At 71.6% G+C, this 20169-nt stretch carries 15 protein-coding genes; 4 read left to right on the forward strand and 11 right to left on the reverse strand.

Going from position 1 to position 20169, the window contains the following annotated elements:
* Positions 1 to 333 precede the first annotated feature (333 nt).
* Together ACGFRF_RS41325 and ACGFRF_RS41330 are read right to left on the reverse strand one after the other, a co-directional pair.
* The gene (locus ACGFRF_RS41325) at positions 334 to 2637 is read right to left on the reverse strand and encodes a polysaccharide lyase 8 family protein (RefSeq protein WP_393749272.1); all 2304 of its coding nucleotides are present in this window, start codon (positions 2635 to 2637) and stop codon (positions 334 to 336) included.
* Between the two features lie 29 nt (positions 2638 to 2666).
* Positions 2667 to 3182: a hypothetical protein gene (locus ACGFRF_RS41330; RefSeq protein ID WP_393749244.1), complete on the reverse strand. Its 516-nt coding sequence runs from the start codon at positions 3180 to 3182 to the stop codon at positions 2667 to 2669.
* 215 nt (positions 3183 to 3397) lie between these two features.
* Here ACGFRF_RS41330 and ACGFRF_RS41335 point away from each other — a divergent pair, with 215 nt between their 5' ends.
* Entirely contained in the window at positions 3398 to 4006 is a 609-nt protein-coding gene (locus tag ACGFRF_RS41335) for a YceI family protein (protein WP_393749246.1), read from the forward strand.
* A 90-nt stretch (positions 4007 to 4096) separates the two neighbouring features.
* On the opposite strand, the gene ACGFRF_RS41340 is transcribed toward ACGFRF_RS41335, so the two are convergent.
* Together ACGFRF_RS41340 and ACGFRF_RS41345 are read right to left on the reverse strand one after the other, a co-directional pair.
* Positions 4097 to 5455: a hypothetical protein gene (locus ACGFRF_RS41340; protein WP_393749248.1), complete on the reverse strand. Its 1359-nt coding sequence runs from the start codon at positions 5453 to 5455 to the stop codon at positions 4097 to 4099.
* A gap of 232 nt (positions 5456 to 5687) precedes the next feature.
* Entirely contained in the window at positions 5688 to 8699 is a 3012-nt protein-coding gene (locus ACGFRF_RS41345; RefSeq protein WP_393749250.1) for a glycoside hydrolase family 3 N-terminal domain-containing protein, read from the reverse strand.
* A 157-nt stretch (positions 8700 to 8856) separates the two neighbouring features.
* Here ACGFRF_RS41345 and ACGFRF_RS41350 point away from each other — a divergent pair, with 157 nt between their 5' ends.
* The 3 genes from ACGFRF_RS41350 (at position 8857) to ACGFRF_RS41360 (ending at position 11929) form a co-directional block, all read left to right on the forward strand.
* Positions 8857 to 10725 (forward strand): ricin-type beta-trefoil lectin domain protein, encoded by a 1869-nt coding sequence (locus ACGFRF_RS41350; RefSeq protein WP_393749252.1) that lies wholly within the window; start codon positions 8857 to 8859, stop codon positions 10723 to 10725.
* A gap of 7 nt (positions 10726 to 10732) precedes the next feature.
* Positions 10733 to 11221 carry a hypothetical protein gene (locus tag ACGFRF_RS41355; RefSeq protein WP_393749254.1) on the forward strand — a complete coding sequence of 163 codons (489 nt, stop codon included), beginning with the start codon at positions 10733 to 10735 and terminating at the stop codon, positions 11219 to 11221.
* Between the two features lie 105 nt (positions 11222 to 11326).
* Positions 11327 to 11929, forward strand: coding sequence for a GPP34 family phosphoprotein (locus tag ACGFRF_RS41360; protein ID WP_393749256.1), 603 nt, complete (start codon positions 11327 to 11329; stop codon positions 11927 to 11929).
* A 51-nt stretch (positions 11930 to 11980) separates the two neighbouring features.
* Here ACGFRF_RS41360 and ACGFRF_RS41365 read toward each other — a convergent pair whose 3' ends face one another.
* From ACGFRF_RS41365 to ureA, 7 genes are all read right to left on the reverse strand, one after another.
* Entirely contained in the window at positions 11981 to 12406 is a 426-nt protein-coding gene (locus tag ACGFRF_RS41365) for a VOC family protein (protein ID WP_393749258.1), read from the reverse strand.
* 13 nt (positions 12407 to 12419) lie between these two features.
* Positions 12420 to 14030, reverse strand: coding sequence for a citramalate synthase (gene cimA / locus ACGFRF_RS41370; RefSeq protein WP_393749260.1), 1611 nt, complete (start codon positions 14028 to 14030; stop codon positions 12420 to 12422).
* A gap of 285 nt (positions 14031 to 14315) precedes the next feature.
* Entirely contained in the window at positions 14316 to 15626 is a 1311-nt protein-coding gene (locus ACGFRF_RS41375) for an MFS transporter (RefSeq protein ID WP_393749262.1), read from the reverse strand.
* 93 nt (positions 15627 to 15719) lie between these two features.
* A complete protein-coding gene (locus ACGFRF_RS41380; protein WP_393749264.1) occupies positions 15720 to 16325 on the reverse strand; it encodes a TetR/AcrR family transcriptional regulator in 606 nt (201 codons plus the stop codon).
* 16 nt (positions 16326 to 16341) lie between these two features.
* The gene (locus tag ACGFRF_RS41385) at positions 16342 to 17382 is read right to left on the reverse strand and encodes an agmatine/peptidylarginine deiminase (protein WP_393749266.1); all 1041 of its coding nucleotides are present in this window, start codon (positions 17380 to 17382) and stop codon (positions 16342 to 16344) included.
* A gap of 26 nt (positions 17383 to 17408) precedes the next feature.
* The gene (locus ACGFRF_RS41390) at positions 17409 to 19133 is read right to left on the reverse strand and encodes an urease subunit alpha (RefSeq protein WP_393749268.1); all 1725 of its coding nucleotides are present in this window, start codon (positions 19131 to 19133) and stop codon (positions 17409 to 17411) included.
* On the reverse strand, positions 19130 to 19840 hold the full coding sequence (gene ureA, locus ACGFRF_RS41395; RefSeq protein WP_393749270.1) for an urease subunit gamma: 711 nt from the start codon (positions 19838 to 19840) through the stop codon (positions 19130 to 19132). Before ureA ends, ACGFRF_RS41390 begins: the two co-directional genes overlap by 4 nt.
* Positions 19841 to 20169 lie beyond the last annotated feature (329 nt).

Raw genomic sequence — 20169 nt, forward strand, 5'->3', positions numbered from 1 at the left:
AGGAGCAGCTCGATCCGCTCCCGCGCCGTCAGCTTGCCCTTGGCGTGCTGCGCCTCGGTCGCCTTCTCGCTGGGGCCTGCCACTGCCTGCGCACGAATCTCGTGCAGCTCGGCGACCCGTCCGCGCGCGTCCGTCGGCTCGCCGGTCGGCTCACCCGTCGTCTCTTCCAAAACGGTCATGTAGTGACCTTACGAAGGAGACCAAGGAAAGCGAGCCGTCGACTCCGTACAGTCTCCGGCCCGTTTTCCTGGTGCCAGTGAACAGAACCACAGCGGTGTGCAGGCGTTCCGACTGCTCAGGAGGCACCCGCGTTGTAGGTGTGCCACAAAGCCGTCACCTGAGAGCCACCTCACATTCGTGGGTGGAACATGCCATCCCCGGAGTGACACGGACCCTCAGACGGCGGTCCGCCGAGAGGATCTCCACGCTGTCGTCGGCCCGGTTCACCGCGCGCACGGGACGGTTCCAGACGATCTCCAGCGGCTCACCCGTACGGGGCGGCTCGCTCACCCGGAGGGTGGCCGTCCGGCCCCGGCGGACGAGGAGCACGCTCGCGCCCGCCGAGACGGTCAGGTCCCCCACGGTACCGGCCCGCCAGAAGTTCGCCGCCGTCAGGCCCAGGCGGGGCACGGCGACGGCCTGGCAGGCGCCGTCGTTGGCCAGGAGGGACAGCCAGTGCTGGTCGGCGGCCCGGGCGGCGGTCCCGGCGCGGGAGGCGCCGGGCAGCAGGACGTAGACGTAACCGGCGTCCGCCGGGTCGGTGCCGTGGTCGAGCCACAGGGTCTGCCAGCGCCGGGTCCGGCGCTCGTCGGTGCCGGCGGTGTTGATGTCGGCCCAGGCGCCGGTGCGGTCCTCGCGGAGGGCGTGCAGCTCACCCCCGCACGGCAGCACCCAGCCGCCGTGCCCCTCCAGGTGGGCCCACCGCCGGGCGCGTACGAAGGTCTGCGTGCCGCCCTCGCCGAGGTTGCGGTTGTCCACGACCGTCTCGACGGGGACGCCGTCGGCGCAGTGGATCCCGGCACCGAGGCAGACCACGGCGTCGTCGAGGAAGAACCAGGACTTGTGGGCTTCCAGGGTGGAGCCGAGGCCCTTGAGGTGCTGGCCCACGGCCGCGTACCTGCCGTCCGTGGTCCCGCCGACCCAGCGGACGTCCGGCTTGGGCTCGCCCCACTCGCCTCCGGCCCGGTCGGCGAGCCGCTTGGTCGACACCGTGGTGCCGGGCAGCCGGTACCAGTCGACGGTCGGCCAGTACCAGTCCGTGTACTGGTCGCCGCGGCCCTCGGGCCACCAGGAGAGCATTCCGGACCCGGTGTGCCAGCCGCGCGGGTTCTCGCCGTTGCCGCACTCGTAGTGGGCGATGCGGTCGCTGGCCATGGAGAGGGCGGCGGTGAAGCGGCGCCCGCGGTGGACGGCACGGTCCATCGCCGGGAAGAGACGGTGGCCGAGGGGTTCCGGGGCCGCGGGGGCGGTCGACCGGGCCACGGCGTGCAGCCGGGCGAGGTCGGCCACCCCGAACTGACGGGCGGTCAGAACCGGTTCCACCGTGTCCCGTTCGATCCACCCCTTGATCCGGCCGTACCACCGCTCCCGCTCCCGCTCGCTCGCGCCGCCCGCGAGAAGGGCGAGGGCGGCGATGAGTGCCTGCCCGTGGTAGTGGTCGCCGCGCATCACCTCCGGGTCGTCGCCGCGCAGGTGACCACGGCTGATGGCGCGGCCGTTGACGCAGTCCATCACCAGTCCGTCGTGGATCAGGGGTGCGTAGGCGTGCTCGACGCCGTCCAGGATGTTCTGCCGGGCGGGGTCGGTGACCTCCCAGGGCGACCCGGCGAGCAGGGCGAACAGGCGCCCGAGGCCGTCGAGCAGGACCTGGCCGTACGTTCCCGAGTAGGCGACCCAGAGGTGCTGGACGAACGAGCCGTCGGCGTACAGCCCGTCCCCCTCGGTGACGTACGGGAAGACCGGCGAGAGAGCGTCCCGCGCGAGGGAGATCCTGCCGGGGTCGCGTCCGAGGATGCCGCGCAGGGCGACGCTGCGGCACAGGTCGACGCGGTTGGCGCCGGTGGAGGTGCCGGTGTAGTCGGTGAGCATCGTGTCCGGGACGAAGTGGTCGACGGCCGCGCAGGCGGCCGCGATCCGGGCGTCGCCGAGCCGCTCGTACAGGGCGGCCGTGATGTCCATGAGCAGGCGGGGGCTGCCGATCTGCCATTCCCACCAGTTGCCGTAGCGGGTGGTGGCCGGGTTGTACACGGTGGCGGAGAGATGGTCGAGGCCGCGCAGGACGTCCGCGAGGAGTGCGGGGTCGCCGGTGGAACCGGTGCCGGGCTGGAGGTAGGCCTGGGTCATGGTCCACAGCCGGCCGTAGCTGAAGGTGATGCCCGACGGCGGGTCGAAGGGGTGGCCGGGCCAGAGGGAGGCGGCGGCGGGAATCATGCCGCCGCTGAACTCGCGGGCCTGCGAGCCGAGTCGGACGAGACGGGAGGCGTACGGCTCGGCGCCCGGGTCGAACCCCGCCCCCAGGGCGATGCCGAGCCAGCGGCGGCGCAGGACGTCATAGGGGTCGTCGGCCGCACCGGCGCGGGGCGCCAGGGTGGGGACGAGGGCGGCGGCCAGCAGCAGCGCGCGTCGGGTCATGCCCATGGGGCCGGTCACCGCCCTCTCCCGCCGGCTCAGCAGCCGCCGCAGTTGTAGTAGAGGACGTCCCAGTGGTTGCCCTCGTCGGCGTAGATGTTCCCGGAGCCGGAGCGGTACTGCGGGGCGCCGTCGCCGCGCAGGCCGATGTAGGTGAAGTTGTTCTTGATGTACGACGTCACGCAGGTGTTCTTGCCGTAGTCGAGCTTGTAGCCGTTCCAGTGGGAGTAGGTGCCGGAGGCGTGGCCGGTCTCGGTGCCGCCGGTGATGTTGAGGGCGCAGCCGCTGGCCCGCTTCAGGGTCTGGGCGCCCTGGGCCGTGGCGAGGTTGAGCTGCTCGAAGGAGGTGCAGGTGGGGTTGTTCCGGTCGGAGCAGTTGCCGGAGGACGACCAGGTGATGCCGACGTCACGGAACATCTGGGTGGCGGTCGCGTGGCTGATCTTGGTGACGGCGAAGGCGTCGGTGGCGGTGCCGACGACGGCGACGCCCGGGGCGACGACGAGGGCGAGCGCGGTCAGGACGGAGCGGAGCTTCATGACCTTGTGGGCCTTCATGGGGACCTTCCTGCGGTGGGCCGTTGCTTCCTGTGGGTCGGCTGTGCAGGTGGTGCAGGCAGATGGTGCCCCAGTTCTACGCGCGTCCGCCAGAGGGCGTACGGAGTTACTGTGCGTGACTCGGGAACCACAGCCCGGATGATGTTGAAACTCGAACGAAATAGGTCTACTGTCGGGGACACCGAGTTCGTTTAACGTTCAACAAGGAGCGCGACATGGGTATCTTCGGCCGCAAGGACAGCGCAGCCGCTACCACTTCCGCGCCGGCCGCAGCGGGTCCCGACCTCACCGCGCTGACCGGCGACTACACGATCGACCCGGCCCACACGACGATCGGTTTCGTGGCCCGGCACGCCATGGTCACCAACGTCAAGGGCGGCTTCCACGACTTCACCGGCACGCTGCACCTGGACGGCGCGGACCCCACCAGGTCCACAGCCACGCTGGACATCAAGATGGAGAGCATCGAAACGGGCAACGCCGACCGTGACGGGCACCTGAAGTCGTCCGACTTCTTCAAGATCGACGAGTTCCCGATGATGACCTTCCGCTCCACCAAGGCCGAGGCCCTGGGCGGCGACGACTACCGCATCACCGGCGACCTCTCCCTCCTCGGTGTCACCAAGCCGCTCACCATCGACCTGGAGTTCAACGGCGCCGCGAAGGACCCGTTCGGCAACGAGCGCGTCGGCTTCGAGGGCAAGGCGGAGATCCTGCGCTCCGAGTGGGGCCTGACCTGGAACGCGGCGCTGGAGACCGGTGGCGTCCTCGTCTCGGACAAGATCAAGCTGCACTTCGACGTCTCCGCGATCAAGAACGCGTGAACCTCCGGCCGTGGCCGGCCCACCGCGGGCGCGCCCGCCCTCCCCGTGGCGGGAGAGCGGGCCCGCCCGCGTGAGCGCGTCCCGAGGCCCTCAGAACCCGCCCCCGAAGTCGCCTCCGCCTCCCCCGCCGCCGTCGAACCCGCCGCCGTCGCCGAACCCGCCCCCGAAGTCCCCGGCGTCGAAGTCCGTGCCGGACACGTCGCCGCCCCCGTAGTCGCCCCCGCCGAAGTCGCCGTACCCGGTGCCGTAATCGGCCCCGTACGACGGCGTGGCCATCATGCCGCCGAGCAGGGTGCCGACGAGCAGGCCGGGGAGGAGGCCGCCGCCGAAGTAGCCGCCGGCCCAGGGACCGTAGGCCGGGCCGGCGTCCCAGTAGGGGCGGCGGCCGTAGTCCGTGTCGACCTCGCGGACCACCGGGTCGCGGCCGTCGGCCAGCCGGGTGGCGTCGGCCGCGCAGACCGGGACCTGGCGCGGGGCGCCGCCGGGCGGGGTCCAGGTGGCGTCGGTGGTGGAGGGGCCGTGGCGGGGGTCGAAGAAGCAGGGCGGCCGGCGTTCCGGCAGCGGACGGCCCTCGCGGCGGGCGGCCAGCTGGGCCAGCGAGAAGCGGCCGTCCTCCAGGGTCTCGGTGACCGGGCGGACGTCCTCCGGTTTTCGCGCCTCGGCCATGCGTTGTTTCGCCGTCTCGTAGGCGTCCAGGGCACGCTCGTAGTCGGCGCGCATCGCGTCGTCGGCACCCGGCTCGGAGGGGTGGAAGTCCAGCCGGTCCAGTTCCTCGCCGAAGGCGGTGATGTCCTCGTCCACCACCACCCGCAGGCGGTCCAGGGCGGCCCGCTGGTCCTCCTCGCGCTGCCGCCGGTTGCGGCGCACCAGCACGTAGGCGCCCGAGCCGGCGGCCACGAGCACCGCGCCCGCCACGATCAGCGCCGTACTCGAGGCGCCACCACCGCCGCCGTCCGAGGCGCCCCAGCTCTTCGGGGCGTGGCCGCCCATATTGGCCAGGGCGCGGTCGGTGAAGTCGGTCAGCTGGGTCTTGGCGTCCTCGCCCTGGACGCTGCCCACCAGGTTCCCCCGTGCCGTCGCCGACATCACCGAGGAGTCGGCACGGGCGTCGAAGCGGTCGCCGAGACGGACGCCGTACAGGCCGGTGACGCCGGTCGCGGCACGCAGGTCGGAGAAAAGGTTCGCCGTCGGGTAGTCGGCGGGCAGGACGGTGATGAACAGGGGTTTGTCCGCGTCCTTGATCCGCTTCGCGAGCGCGTCGGCGTCCTGCTTCGGCAGCTGGGCGGACGCCGCCGGGTCGACGTAGACAGGGCTCTTGCGGAGCGCGTCGGCGATCGTGGAGATACTGGTCTGGGCGCTCGCGCGGGGTGCGAACGTGGTCGCCATCACCAGGGCGAGGGCGGCCAGCAGCAGCGCCGGGAGGCTCCGGTTCCGCAGAACGGCCTTCATACTTCGAACCTACCCGAAGCCTCCCAGAACTGGTCATGCAAGCGGATCGGCCGGGTGGCCAGGGCCTGTCTGACCATTCGCTCGTTGCCCGAAGGGCGGCCGCGCGGCGTCAGGTGCGTGCTCTCGCCGTGCCGGCCCCAGGCCCTCGCACTGGACGTACTCGGGTCTGGGGGCGGTGCGGCGAGAGTGCGTGCATGGCGCCGCGCGGCAGACGGGAATGGTCAGACAGGCCCTAGGCCGCCCGGTACGCTTCCGCCAGCTTCTCCACCGCCTTGGCGTACCGGCCGGTCAGCAGCAGGTGGTCGGCGTCGGCGAAGGGCTTCGCCACCGCCTGCGTGATCCGTTCGCCCACCTTCTGCTGGACGAGCAGGCGGGCCCGGGTCACCAGCTCGCGTCCGATCCGGTCGGCGCCGGTCCGGTCGGCCGCCGCCGCCCGCGCACCCAGCTCCCGCAGCGTGGCCGCGCCGCCCCGCGGGACGGTGGTGCGGGTGGTCAGGCCCCAGCCGTAGGGGAACTGCGGGTCGTACGACGCGTCGCCGACGTTGATCGGCAACTGCGCCTCGGACCTGGGCCAGGTGACGGGGAGCTGTCCGGTGAAGGGACGCCTGCCGTAGAGGACGTCGGCGACTCCCTCGCCCTCGGTGCCGGGCAGCCAGGAGGCCACCAGGGCGTCGATCTCGTCCAGCCGGTCGCCGATGAGCTGCGGGCGGCCGGAGACGACGAGCACCGCGCACTTCATGGCCGCGCACACCTTGTCCACGGCCGCCTTGTCGGCAGCGGAGAGCTGGAGGTCGTGGCCGTTGCCCACGTCTCCGACGCCCTCGGCGTACGGGGTCTCGCCGACCACCACCACGCCGGCGTCGTAGCCGTCGGTCGGAGCCGAGGCGTCCTTGGAGTACGTGACGTCGCCGCCCGCCTCGCGCATGCCCTGGAGGACGGTGGTGCCACGGGTGATGTTCCCGGACGAGCCCTGCCAGGTGAGGGTCCAGCCACCGGTCTGGTTGCCGATGTCGTCGGCGTTGGAACCGGCGACGTAGACCTTCTCGCTCTTCTTCAGGGGCAGCACCGCGCCCCGGTTCTTCAGCAGCACCTGCGACTCGGCGGCCGCCTGGCGGGCGACCTCCCGGTGGGCCCGGGAACCGATCGCGGCGGCGCCGGTGGTGTCGGCGTAGGGGTGCTCGAAGAGACCCAGCCGGAACTTCTGGGTGAGGATCCGGGAGACGGCGTCGTCGATGCGGTCCTCGCTGATCCGGGCCGCCTTCACCTCGTCGACGAGCGTGCCGGTGAACTCCTTGTACGTGTACGGCACCATCATCATGTCCAGGCCGGCATCGACCGACGTGCGCACGTGCGCGGCGTAGTCGCCGGGGAGCTGGTCGATGGCGTTCCAGTCGCTGATGACGAAGCCGTCGAAGCCCAGGCGGTCCTTGAGCACGCCGTTGATCATGTCGCCGCGGGCGTGCATCTTCACCGCGCCCTTGCCGTCGCCGACGACGTCGAGGGAGGAGTACGACGGCATGACCGTGCCGATGCCCCGGTCGACGGCCGTGCGGTACGGGGCCAGGTGGACGGCCTCCAACTGCCGGCGGGTGACCTCGGTGACGCCCTGGTCGATCGTGTAGGTGCCGGTGGTCGAGGAGCCGTACGCGGTGCCGCCGTCGGCCACGAAGTGCTTGGCCGTGGCGAGCACCTTGTCGTCACGGCTCAGGTCCCGTCCGTCCGCGCGGCCCTGCAGGCCCTGGATGACGGTCTCCAGGGACTCCACGAGGGCGGGGTCCTCGCCGAAGGACTCGTAGGAGCGGCCCCAGCGTTCGTCGCGGCTCACGCACAGGCAGGGGGCGAAGTCCCAGGGGATGCCGGTGGCGCGGACCTCGGCCGCCGTCACCGAGCCGGTCCGCTCGGCGAGTTGCGGGTCCCTGGTGGCGCCGATGCCGATGTTGTGCGGCATGATCGTGGCGCCGGAGAGGTTGTTGTGGCCGTGGACCGCGTCGACTCCGTAGATCAGCGGGATCTGGAAGCGGGTCGCCTGGGCGCGGAGCTGGAAGGCGTCGATCATCTTCGCCCAGGCCTCGGGCGTGTTGGGGGTGGGCGTGGAGCCGCCGCCCGACAGCAGGGAGCCGAGGGCATAGGTCGCGATGTCACCGGGGGCGGTGATCGCGCCGCGCTCGGCCTGGGTCATCTGGCCGGCCTTCTCCGCCAGGGACATCCGGCCGAGGAGGTCCGCGACCCGCTTCTTCACGGGCAGCCCGGCGTCGAGGTACGGCAGTCCGTGGGCGTCGATGACGACCTGCGGCGTTTCGGCGGGGGCCTTGGCACCGGTGACCGTGAGCTTGAGGGGGACGGTCTCGGCGGGTTCGGCCGTCCTGTCCTTGCGGGTGGGCACCTCGATGGTCCGCGCGGTGCCGGAGGCGGTGCCCGCCGGGAAGGTGAGGGTGCCGGAGACGGGGGTGTAGTCCGTGCCGGGCCCGGCGCTGCCGCCGCCCGTCTCGTAGTGGACGGTCACCGGCTCGTCGACCGGCGCGGAACCGGTGGTGGCCAGGGTGACCCGCACCTTGGCCGTGCCGCCCTCCTTCACCGGGTGGACGGCCGCGTCGGTGGTGACGGACGCGCTCAGCGACTGGTCGGCCCTGCCGTACAACTCCACGTCGTCCAGGGCGAAGTCGCCCTTGGTGCCGGGCGGCAGGGTGATGGCGTAGCCCCACATCTCCTTGAGCCCGAGGACGTGGTCGATGCCGCCGACGGGCTGGTAGTCGGTGCGGTAGGCGAAGTCGGTGAAGGGGATCTCGATCTGCTTCCAGCCGGTGAAGTCGTCGGTGAAGGAGGTCGTCCACAGTTCGGAGGCCTCGCCGTGGGCGCCGCCGTCCTTGATCTCGAAGGCGATCTTCCGGCCGTTGTTCCGGCCGTCCCACCACAAGCGGATGCCCTGGTGGGCCGACCAGTCGTGGGCGGGTCCGGTGGCGGCGAAGTCGTGGGTGAAACCGCCGTAGCCGCTGATGTCGTAGGTGCCGGTGAGGACCGTGCCGCCCTCGGGGGCGTCGGTGCGTTCCGCCAGCCGGAGGGCGGGCGGGTCGTCGGCGTCGCTCCCCCAGGTGAAGATGCCCTCGGCGGGCTGGGAGGCGAAGGGCACCTCGCCCCCGAAACGGTCGACGGGGACGGGCGCGGGGGCGTCCGCGGCTCGCGCGGTCGCCCAGGGGAGCAGACCGGCTAGGAGTGTGGCGGAGGCGAGCAGGGCGGTTCTTCGCATGGACCTTCCCTCGGCACTCATGGTTCACTCAGGACTTAGCTCACGCCATGAGTTAACTGGGGGCTCACAGACCCGTCAAGACGGCATGTCACCCGGGTCAGGGCACAACCTCCCCCCACACCAGGCACGTTGGCTCTCCCCAGAAGGGCAACGCACCATGAGACGATCCCTGCGCACGGCCCGGCTGCTCCTCGCCGGCCTGCTCACCACCGCCGGGCTCACCACCCTCGCCGCCCCCTCGGCGCACGCGGCCGGTGAACAGGTCACGGCCTGGCTCACCACCACCGACGACTCCGCCGGACGGCATGTCGTCCGCGGGCTCCAGGCCCAGACGCCGTTCGCCTTCCAGTCCGGCACGGGCGGCAGCGGCGAGAACATCACCGTGGACGAGAACACCCGCTACCAGACCTTCACCGGAGGCGGCGCGTCCTTCACGGACACCGCGGCCTGGCTGATGAACAGCAGCGGGGCGCTGTCCCAGACCACGCGGGACGCGACCATGCGCAAGCTGTTCTCGCCGACGGACGGCATCGGGCTGTCGTTCCTGCGCAATCCGATGGGCGCCTCGGACCTGGCCCGGTACGGCTACACCTACGACGACGTGCCGGCCGGCCAGACGGACCCGAGCCTGTCGAAGTTCTCCCTCGCGCACGACCTCGCGGACGTCGTCCCGCTGACGCGGCAGGCGCTCCAGCTCAACCCCTCCCTGACGGTGATGGCCTCGCCGTGGACGGCACCGGCCTGGATGAAGGACAGCGGCTCGCTCAACGGCGGCTGGCTGAAGGCGGAGGACTACGGGGCGTACGCCTCCTACTTCGTGAAGTACCTCCAGGCCTACAAGGACCAGGGCATCGACGTCTCGTACGTCACCGCGCAGAACGAGCCGACCTGCTGTTCCGGCTACCCGTCGATGAGCTGGAACGCGAGCGGACTGGCGTACTTCACCAAGAACGAGCTGCTGCCCAAGCTCCAGGCCGCGGGTCTTGCGACGAAGGTGCTGGCGCACGACTGGAACTGGGACGTCTACGACTCCTACGCCGCCCAGACGGTGGACGACGCGACCGTCCGCAACCACCCGAACTTCGGCGGGATCGCCTGGCACGGCTACGGCGGTGACGTCACCAAGCAGACGAGCGTGCACAACCAGTACCCGGCGCTGGACGCCTTCGGCACCGAGCACTCCGGCGGCACCTGGATCGCCAACCAGCAGCGCGAGGACATGTCGAACATCATCGACTACACCCGCAACTGGGCGAAGTCGGTCACCAAGTGGTCGCTCGCCGTGGACCAGAACATGGGCCCGCACAACGGGGGTTGCGGCACCTGCACCGGGCTGATCACCGTGCACGACGGGGACGGCGCGAGCGGGACGGTCGACTACACGATCGAGTACTACACCATGGGCCACCTGACGAAGTTCGTCCGGCCCGGCGCCCAGCGGATCGCCTCCACGGCGTCCACCGCGGTGCCGAACGTGGCGTGGCGCAACCCGGACGGCAGCAAGGCGCTGATCGCCTACAACGACTCCGCGTCCGCCCGGACCGTGACCATCGACTGGGGCTCCCAGCACGCGACTTACTCACTGCCCGGCAAGACGTCGGCCACCTTCACCTGGTCCGGCACCCAGTCCGGCGGCGGCAGCCGGACCGGTGCCTTCGTCGGCCTGGCCGGCAAGTGCCTGGACGTGGCGGGCGGTTCGAGCGCCAACGGCACGGCGGTGCAGCTGTACGACTGCAACGGCACCACCGCCCAGCAGTGGACCGTCCAGGCCGACGGGACGATCCGGGCGCTCGGCAAGTGCCTGGACGTGACCTCGGGTTCGACGGCGGACGGGGCCAAGGTGCAGTTGTACGACTGCAACGCAACCGGTGCCCAGCGGTGGTCGTACAACGCCGGCTCCGGTGATGTCGTGAACACGGCGGCCAACAAGTGCCTCGACGTCACGGGCAACTCCTCGGCGAACGGCACCCGGGCACAGATCTGGTCGTGCACGGGGGCCGCCAACCAGAAGTGGGCACTGCGGTAGGGCGGACATGAGACGTACGGGGGCCGTGGCGGCCGGGGTCGTCGGCGGGATGCTGCTGCTCAGCGGCTGCGCCGCCGTGGATCTGCCGCTCGCGGGGGTGCGGGTCGGCACGGACGGGACGCCGTACGCGGTGTTCCGTCCGTGCGGTGACGACGGTTACCAGGGGCCGCACCTCGACGGACGCCAGCGCGGTGCCGGGGACGGACCGGTGACCACCGGGTGGGACGTGCGGAAGGAGGGGTTGCACGGGGATGCCGACTTCCCGCTCTTCACCCCGCCCGAGGGCTGGCGGGCCCGGCACCGGGGGAAGCAGGAGCTGGTGCCCCGGCACACCTACGTCCTCGGCTTCGGGCACTACGTCAGCGGCGACTCCTACAACGGGGTCGTGGAGTTCACCGCCGAGCGGATCGGACGGCTGGAGCCGGGCCAGGTATGGGCGGACGGCCGTACGATGAGCCGTGGCGCCTTCGAGAGGCTCGCCGAGGACTCCTGCTGAGCGGCGGCCGCCCGGTGGCTGGGGGACGATGAAGGAAACCGGCGGCCCCGCCGGACCGGCCGGTCCCCTGGCGTGTCCGCGAGCCCGTCCGCCCTGGAGTCCCGTATGACCACACCGCAGGATCTGTTCCTCGTCAGCCTGGACGTCCCGGGTGAGCGTCCCGTCGAGCAGGGCGACCTGTCGCTGGCGCTCGCGGGGGCCGAGCTGATCGACCTGCTCGGCGCCCGGGCCCTCACCCTGGACGGCGAGCGCATCGTGCCGGGGCCGACACTGACCACGGGTGACCGGCTGCTGGACGAGGCCGGGGCCGCACTCGTCCGGCAGGAGCCGTACGAGACGGTCGAGGACTGGCTGTGGCGACGGGGGCAGGGACTGGCCACGGCCTACCGCGACGTCCTGGACGCCGAGGGCCGGCTCACCGGGAAGCGCCGGCACTGGCTGTCCCTGCGCGGCGGGGGTGACAGCCCGGCCGACACCCCCGCCCGGCGGCACGCGGCCGACCGCTGGTGGTCCCACGAGCCCGTCCTGGCCGGCCTCGCCGGCACCCTGGGCATCCAGGGCGACCGGCCGGCCGTGGAGGAACCCGACGACGAGGGGGTCGTCACCGTGCTGCTGGCGGTCGGTGACGCGGTGACCGAGCTGGAGGCCGTGCGGGAGCGGCGGCGCATCGAGAACGTCGCCTTCGACAACATCTGGCGGGCGCCCTGACCAGGGTCTGCCTGACTATTCGCGCGGCAGACGGGAATGGTCAGACAGGCCCTAGCGGGTCGGCTGGCCGATGCCCATCAGGTTGCCCTCGCTGTCCCGGAACCAGGCGGCGCGTTCGCCCCGCGCACCCTTGCTCGGGTAGTTGCCCTCGATCTCGGCGATGCCGTCCCGGGTGCGCAACCCGGGCGCGTCCACGTCCTCGAACACCACACCGCGCCGCCTCAGCTCCGTCACGACCGACTCCAGGTCGTCGACCTCGAACGCCATCTGGGTGAAGGTGCCGGGCGAGACCCCCGTGGAGCGGAACACCGCGAAGTCGACCCCGCCGCACCGGTACAGCAGCCCGCCGGGGCGTTCGTCCACGGGTTCCAGGCCGAGCTTCTCGGCGTAGAAGCGCCGGGCCCGGTCCAGGTCCCCGGCGGGCAGCCGGGTCGCGACGCGGGCCCGGGTCAGAAGGTCACTGTCGTCTGTGGTCACCCCTCCACTGTGGCTACTCCGCCGGCTCCACGCCCGCCCGCAGCAGCCCATAGGTGTACGCGTCCTCCAGCGCCTGCCAGGAGGCGGCGATGACGTTCTCCGCCACGCCGACCGTGGACCACTCGCCCGAGCCGTCCGAGGTGGAGATCAGCACCCGGGTGGTGGACTGGGTGCCGTGCTTGCCCTCCAGGATGCGGACCTTGTAGTCGACCAGGTCCAGCTTGGCGAGCTGCGGGTAGATCTTCTCCAGTGCGACGCGCAGAGCCCGGTCGAGGGCGTTGACCGGGCCGTTGCCCTCCGCCGTGGCGACGATGCGCTCGCTCTTGGCCCACAGCTTGACCGTGGCCTCGTTGGCGTGGGTGCCGTCGGGGCGGTCCTCGACGATGGCCCGCCAGGACTCGACGTCGAAGTACTTCAGCGGCCTGCCCTCGACCTCGGCGCGCAGCAGCAGCTCGAAGGAGGCGTCGGCGGCCTCGTAGGTGTAGCCCTTGAGTTCGCGCTCCTTCACACGCTCGACCACCCGGCCGACCAGCTCGCGGTCGCCGCCCAGGTCGATGCCGAGTTCCTTGCCCTTCAGCTCGACCGAGGCGCGGCCCGCCATGTCGGAGACCAGCATGCGCATGGTGTTGCCGACCAGCTCGGGGTCGATGTGCTGGTACAGGTCCGGGTCGATCTTGATCGCGGAGGCGTGCAGGCCGGCCTTGTGGGCGAAGGCGGAGACGCCGACGTAGGGCTGGTGGGTGGAGGGGGTGAGGTTGACGACCTCGGCGATGGCGTGGGAGATGCGGGTCGTCTCGCGCAGGCGGCCCTCGGGCAGCACCTTCTTGCCGTACTTCAGCTCCAGGGCCGCGACGACCGGGAAGAGGTTGGCGTTGCCGACCCGCTCGCCGTAGCCGTTGGCCGTGCACTGCACGTGGGTGGCGCCGCCGTCGACGGCGGCCAGGGTGTTGGCGACCGCGCAGCCGGTGTCGTCCTGGGCGTGGATGCCGAGCCGGGCGCCGGTGTCGGCGAGGACGGTGGAGACGACCGCGTGGATCTGGGCGGGGAGCATGCCGCCGTTGGTGTCGCAGAGGACGACGACCTCCGCGCCCGCCTCCGCGGCCGTGCGGACGACCGCCTTGGCGTACTCGGGGTCGGCGCGGTAGCCGTCGAAGAAGTGCTCGCAGTCGACGAACACGCGGCGGCCCTGGTCCTTCAGGTACGACACCGTGTCGCGGACCATCTCGAGGTTCTCCTCGAGTGTGGTGCGCAGCGCCAGTTCCACATGCCGGTCGTGCGACTTGGCGACCAGGGTGACCACCGGGGCGCCGGAGTCGAGCAGGGCCTTGACCTGGGGGTCGTCCGCCGCCTTGGCGCCGGCGCGGCGGGTGGCGCCGAAGGCGACCAGCTGGGCGTGCTTGAAGTCGATCTCGGCTTGCGCGCGGGCGAAGAACTCGGTGTCCCGGGGGTTGGCGCCGGGCCAGCCGCCCTCGATGAAGCCGACGCCGAAGTCGTCCAGGTGCCGTGCGATGGCGAGCTTGTCCGCGACGGTGAGGTTGATGCCCTCGCGCTGCGCGCCGTCGCGCAGCGTGGTGTCGAAGACGTGGAACGAGTCGTCGAGCTCGCTGGTTGCCGTCTCGGTCATGGTCTCAAGGCTCCTGTTGTGAATCTTCGGTCTTACCGGAATGACCGGCTCCACCGTCCCCCCAATACTCCCTCGCGCTCCGCTGCCGGCTGCAGGTGGGCCGGAAAACGAAAAAACCCCTCGCGGGTGCGAGAGGTCTGCGCGCGGGTCGAGGACGACGGTGGCCACCCGCACCTGGTCGTACGAGGTGGTCACTGCGGACCGGCGCGCCTGCTGCCCATAATCATGGCGAACGAGAGCACGGGGGCAGTCTGGCACAGCACCGCCCCCGACTCACCGACCGTCTCAGGATGCGGTCGTCAAGCTGGACTCCCCGGAGCCTTCGCCGGCCTTCACCCTCGCCAGATCCAGATCCTTCGTCTCCCGCATGGTGACGTAGACCACAAGGGACACGGCGGCGCATCCGGCCACGTACCAGTAGAAGCCGGACTCGGCGCCGGCCTTCTTGAACCACAGCGCCACGTATTCGGCGGTGCCGCCGAAGAGGGCGTTGGCGATGGCGTAGGGCAGGGCCACGCCGAGCGCGCGCACGCCGGTCGGGAAGAGTTCGGCCTTCACGCAGGCGTTGATGGAGGTGTAGCCGGTGACCACGACCAGCGCGAGGAGGGCGAGCCCCAGGGCGGGCCAATAGCCGTTCGCGTGCTTGAGGAGCGTCATGACCGGCACCGTGAGGAGGGTGGAGCCGACCGCGAAGGTGATCAGCAGCGGGCGGCGGCCGATGCGGTCGGACAGGCGGCCGGCGAGCGGCTGGAGACAGGCGAAGACGATCAGCGCGGTGAAGGAGACGAGGGTCGCGGTCTCCTTGGGCAGGCCCGCCGAGTTGGAGAGGTACTTCGTCAGGTAGGTCGTATAGGTGTAGTAGGCGACCGTGCCGCCCATGGTGAGGGCGATGACCAGGAACGCCTCCCGCCTGTGCTGCCACAGGGCGCGCAGGGTGCCGCGCTCCTCGCTGTGCGAGGTGTCCTCCTCGTAGACCTCGGTCTCCAGCATGTTCCGGCGCAGGTAGAAGATCACGGCCGCGCCGAGCGCGCCGACGACGAAGGGGATGCGCCAGCCGTAGCTGTGCAGGGCGTCGTCGGACATGGTGCGCTGGAGGATGATCTGCAGGCCGAGGCCGACGATCTGGCCGGCGGTCATGGAGACGTACTGGAAGCTGGAGGCGAAGCCGCGGCCGCGCGGGTCGGAGGCCTCGGTGAGGTAGGTGGCGCTGGCCGCGTACTCGCCGCCCACCGACAGGCCCTGCAGCAGGCGGGCGACGAGCAGGACGAGCGCGCCGCCGTAGCCGGCCACCGCGTAGGTCGGGGCGACGGCGATGAGGACGGCCGAGGCCGACATGAGCGTGACGGTCAGGGTGAGCGCCGCCTTGCGGCCCTTGCGGTCGCCGACCCTGCCCAGCAGCCAGCCGCCGACGGGCCGCATGAAGAACCCGACGGCGAAGATGCCCGCGGTGTTCATCAGCTGGGCGGTGGGGTTGCCGCTCGGGAAGAACGCGCCGGCGAAGTAGGTGGCGAAGCTCGCGTACACGAACCAGTCGAACCACTCGACCATGTTGCCCGCCGAGCCGACCCAGATCTTCTTCCAGTGTTGTCGTCCCATGCGCCGTTACCTGCCCGGCGGCGGAGTGAACGATTCCTTGGCGCCGAGAAGGGGCGCGGGGGAACCGCGCGCCCGGCCACGACGGCGCCGCGGCTAACGCACCAGCAGCACCTCTGCGACGAACTCCCCCACATGAGCCAGCACGTGTTCACGGTCGGTACCGCGCAACCCGATGGCGACATGGATGGAGAACCCGTCCAGCAGCGCACGCAACCTCGCCGCGAAGCGGTCCGCGTCCACCCGCCGGAACTCGCCGCGCGAGATGCCCTCGGCGATCAGGGCGACGAGGTCGCGGTGCCAGGCGCCCTCGATGGCCGCCTGCCGGGCTCGCGCGTCGTCGTCGGCGTTCTGCGAGCGGTTCCAGACCTCCAGCCAGAGCGTCCAGTGCGGATCGCGGTGGCCGTCGGGGACGTACAGGTCGACGTAGGCGGCCAGCCGGTCGCGGGCCGGTGCGGCCCGGGTGAGCAGCCGGCCGCGCTCGGCGCCGAGCCGGCCCTCGCTCCACTCCAGGGTCCGCAGCAGCAGCTCGTCCTTGGAGCGGAAGTAGTACAGCAGATGGCCGCTGCTCATCCCGACCTCGCGGCCCAGCGCCGCCATGGTGAGCTTCTCCAGACCGCGCTCGGCGATCATGTCCATGGCGGCGGCGAGGACCTTCTCGCGGGGCGGCGCGTTCTTCCGCGTCCGTGCCGCACCGGCCATCCCGACTCCTCCGTGCTCATGCCTTCGGCTGCTGCTGGGTGATGCAGTGGATGCCGCCGCCACCCGCGAAGATCGTACGTGCATCCACCAGGGTCACCGTCCGCTCGGGGAAGAGACGGCGGAAGATCCCGGCGGCGATCTCGTCGCGGGGATCGTCGAAGCCGCACAGCACGACGCCGCCGTTGCAGAGGTAGTGGTTGATGTACGAGTAGTCGGCCCAGTGGCCGTCCGCCTCCAGGACGGTCGGGGCCGGCACCTCGACGACCTCCAGGGCGCGACCGCGCGCGTCGGTCGCCGACTTCAGCAGGCCGACGACCTCCTTGGTGATCTCGTGGTCGGGGTGGGCCGGGTCCGGCTGGTGGTGCGCGACCACGACACCGGGGCGGGCGAAGGCGGCGACGATGTCGACGTGACCGAGGGTGCCGAAGCCGTGAGGAGGGTAGTCGCCGGTCAGGCCGCGCGGCAGCCAGATCGCCTTGCTGGTGCCGAGGTGGGCGTGGATCTCGGCCTCGACCTCCTCCTTGGACCAGTGCGGGTTGCGCTCGGGACCGAGCTGCACGGTCTCGGTGAGCAGGACGGTGCCCTCGCCGTCGACGTGGATGGCGCCGCCCTCGTTGACCAGCTTCGAGGCGTACGTCTTCGCGCCCGCGAGGTCCGAGACGTACGCGGCGATCTTGGCGTCGTGCTCCCAGCGGGCCCAGTCCTGCGCACCCCAGCCGTTGAACGTCCAGTCCACGGCGGCCAGTCCGCCCTTGCCGTCGACGAGGAAGGTGGGGCCGATGTCCCGCATCCAGGCGTCGTCCAGGTCCCGCTCGACGGTGTCGATGCCCGGGCCGAGCAGCGCCTGCGCCTGGGCCGACTGGCCGGAGCCGCACACGACCGTCACCGGCTCGAAGCGGCGGACGGCGCGGGCGACCGAGGCCCAGGCGATCCGGGAGGCGGCGAGGTCGTCCGGGTCGTCGAAGGTGGGGTTGGGACCCGGCCACGCCATCCAGGTGCGCTCGTGCGGGGTCCACTCGGCGGGCATGCGGAAGCCGTCGGCGGCGGGAGTGGTCATCTGTCGGGGTCCTTGCGTCCGGGGGATCAGAGGAAGTAGAGGCGGTTGAGGGAGACGGAGTCGGCGGGCGCGGAGCGCAGCGGGTCGCCGTCGAGGGTGACCAGGCCGCTGCGCCCGTCGACGTCGACCGCTCCGATCCGGGCGTTGAGCCGCAGGTCGGCGGGGCCGATGCCGCGGGTGCCGCGTACGGCGACGCGCCGGCGCCGGGTCGGCATCGTGTCGTTGCCCTGGTCGACGGCGGCCTGGGCGACGAAGGCGACCGAGAGGTCCGCGGCCGTCGCGCCGTACGAGCCGAACTGCGGCCCGAGCACGAGGGGTTCGCAGGTGTCGGTGGCGGCGTTGGGGTCGCCGACCACGCCGTACGCCGGGAAGCCGGCCTTGAGGACGAGCTGCGGCTTGGCGCCGAAGTACTCCGGGCGCCACAGCACGATGTCGGCGAGCTTGCCGGCCTCGATCGAGCCGACCTCGTGGGCGAGGCCGTGGGCGATGGCCGGGTTGATGGTCAGCTTGGCCATGTAGCGCAGCACACGGGCGTTGTCGTCGGCCTCGCCGTCGCCCTCCATGGGGCCCAGCTCGGCCTTCATCTTGCCGGCCATGGCGAAGGTACGGCGGACCGTCTCACCGGCGCGGCCCATGCCCTGGGCGTCGGAGGAGGTGATGCCGATCGCGCCCAGGTCGTGCAGCACGTCCTCGGCGCCCATCGTGCCGGCACGGATGCGGTCGCGGGCCATGGCCGCGTCACCGGGCAGATCCGGCTTGAGGTCGTGGACGGAGACGATCATGCCGTAGTGCTCGGCGACCGCGTCCCGGCCGAAGGGCAGGGTCGGGTTGGTGGAGGATCCGATCACGTTCGGGACGCCGGCCATCTTCAGCACGTTGGGCACGTGTCCGCCGCCGCAGCCCTCGATGTGGAAGGCGTGGATCGTGCGGCCCTCGAGGACGCGCAGGGTGTCCTCGACCGACAGGCATTCGTTCAGCCCGTCGCTGTGCAGGGCCACCTGGACGTCGTGTTCCTCGGCGACGCGCAGGGCGGTGTCCAGCGCCCGGGTGTGGGCGCCCATGTCCTCGTGCACCTTGAAGCCGGAGGCACCGCCCTCGGCGAGCGCCTCGATCAGGGGCGCGTCCGAGGAGGACGAACCCCGGCCGAGGAAGCCGATGTTGACCGGCCAGGCGTCGAAGGCGTTGAAGGCGTGGCGCAGCGCCCACGGGGAGTTGACGCCGACTCCCCACACCGGGCCGAACTCCTGCCCGATGATCGTCGTCACGCCGGAGGCGAGCGAGGCCTCCATGATCCGCGGCGACAGCAGGTGGACATGGGTGTCGACGGCCCCGGCGGTGGCGATCAGCCCCTCGCCGGACACGATGGAGGTGCCGGTGCCGACGACGACGTCCACCCCGTCGAGGGTGTCCGGGTTGCCGGCCCGCCCGATGGCGTGGATACGGCCTTCCCGGATACCGATGGAGACCTTCCTGATCCCCTGGACCGCGTCGATCACGACGACGTTGCTGATCACGACGTCACAGGTCTCACGGACGGCGGCGGCCTTGAGGTGCAGTCCGTCGCGGGCCGTCTTGCCGAAGCCGGCCAGGAACTCGTCGCCGTAGCGCTGGGCGTCGGACTCGACGCGGACGGTGAGCCCCGAGTCGCCGAGGCGGACGCGGTCGCCGGCGCGGGGGCCGTGGGTGGCCGCGTAGGCGTGCGGGTCGACGTGGATCGCCCGGCTGACCTCGCGTCCCTTCGAGCGGCTCATCGTTCCTCGCCTCCGTCCGGCGCACCCGTGTGTGCGACTCCGAGATATCCGCAGGCCGCTGCCCGGCGCAGCGCCTCCTCCTGCGCGCCGGGCGCGTCCAGCGGCCCGTCGACCAGTCCGGCGAAGCCGATCGCGATCCGCTCGCCGCCCACGGGCACGAGCCCGACCTCCTGGCTCTCGCCCGGCCCGAAGCGGACGGAGGATCCGGCGGGTACCGCGAGCCGCATGCCGTAGGCGGCCGAGCGGTCGAAGTCGAGGCGCGGATTGGCCTCGAAGAAGTGGAAGTGGGAGGTGACGGAGACCGGCACGGTCGCGGTGTTGGTGACGCGGAGCCGGACGACCGGCTCGGGGTCGGCGTGCCCGGGGCCGGGGAGCAGCGCGCCGGGGGCGTCCTCGCCCAGGCCGCCGCCGATGGGGTCGGAGACCACCGCGAGCCGGGAGCCGTCGTCGAAGACGGCCTCGACCATCACCTCGGTGACGATGTCGGCCACGCCCGGCAGCACGTCCTCGGGGCCGAGCACCGACCGGGCCGCCTCGATGGCCTCGGTGAGCCGCTTGCCGTCCCGGGCGGCCTCGCAGACGGTGTCCGCGATCAGCGCGGTCGCCTCCGGCACGTTCAGCCTCAGGCCGCGCGCACGGCGGGCCCGGGCCAGCTCGGCGGCCCCGAAGAGCAGCAGCCGGTCACGTTCCGTGGGAGTCAGTCTCACGCCGCGGCACCTCCTTGCCTTCCATAAGTTAGAGCATCACTCTAAAGGCAGTGGTGGCGAAACAGAAGCGTTGACCGGCTACCAAGCTCACCTCATCGAACGTCACTCAAAACCAAGGGCGGCCGTCGAGGACCAGCGGCCCGGCGTACGCTCGGGTCCGCACCGAGAGCGGGGTCTGAGAGCACCCCTGAAAGCCCCTCCCGCCGGGAGGCGCGCGGCCATGACGACGCGGACCGGGGGGGGGGGGGGGGGGGGGGGGGGGGGGGGGGGGGGGGGGGGGGGGGGGGGGGGGGGGGGGGGGGGGGGGGGGGGGGGGGGGGGGGGGGGGG

Origin of the sequence: Streptomyces sp. NPDC048521, from assembly GCF_043199855.1 — a bacterium.
Lineage (GTDB): Bacteria > Actinomycetota > Actinomycetes > Streptomycetales > Streptomycetaceae > Streptomyces.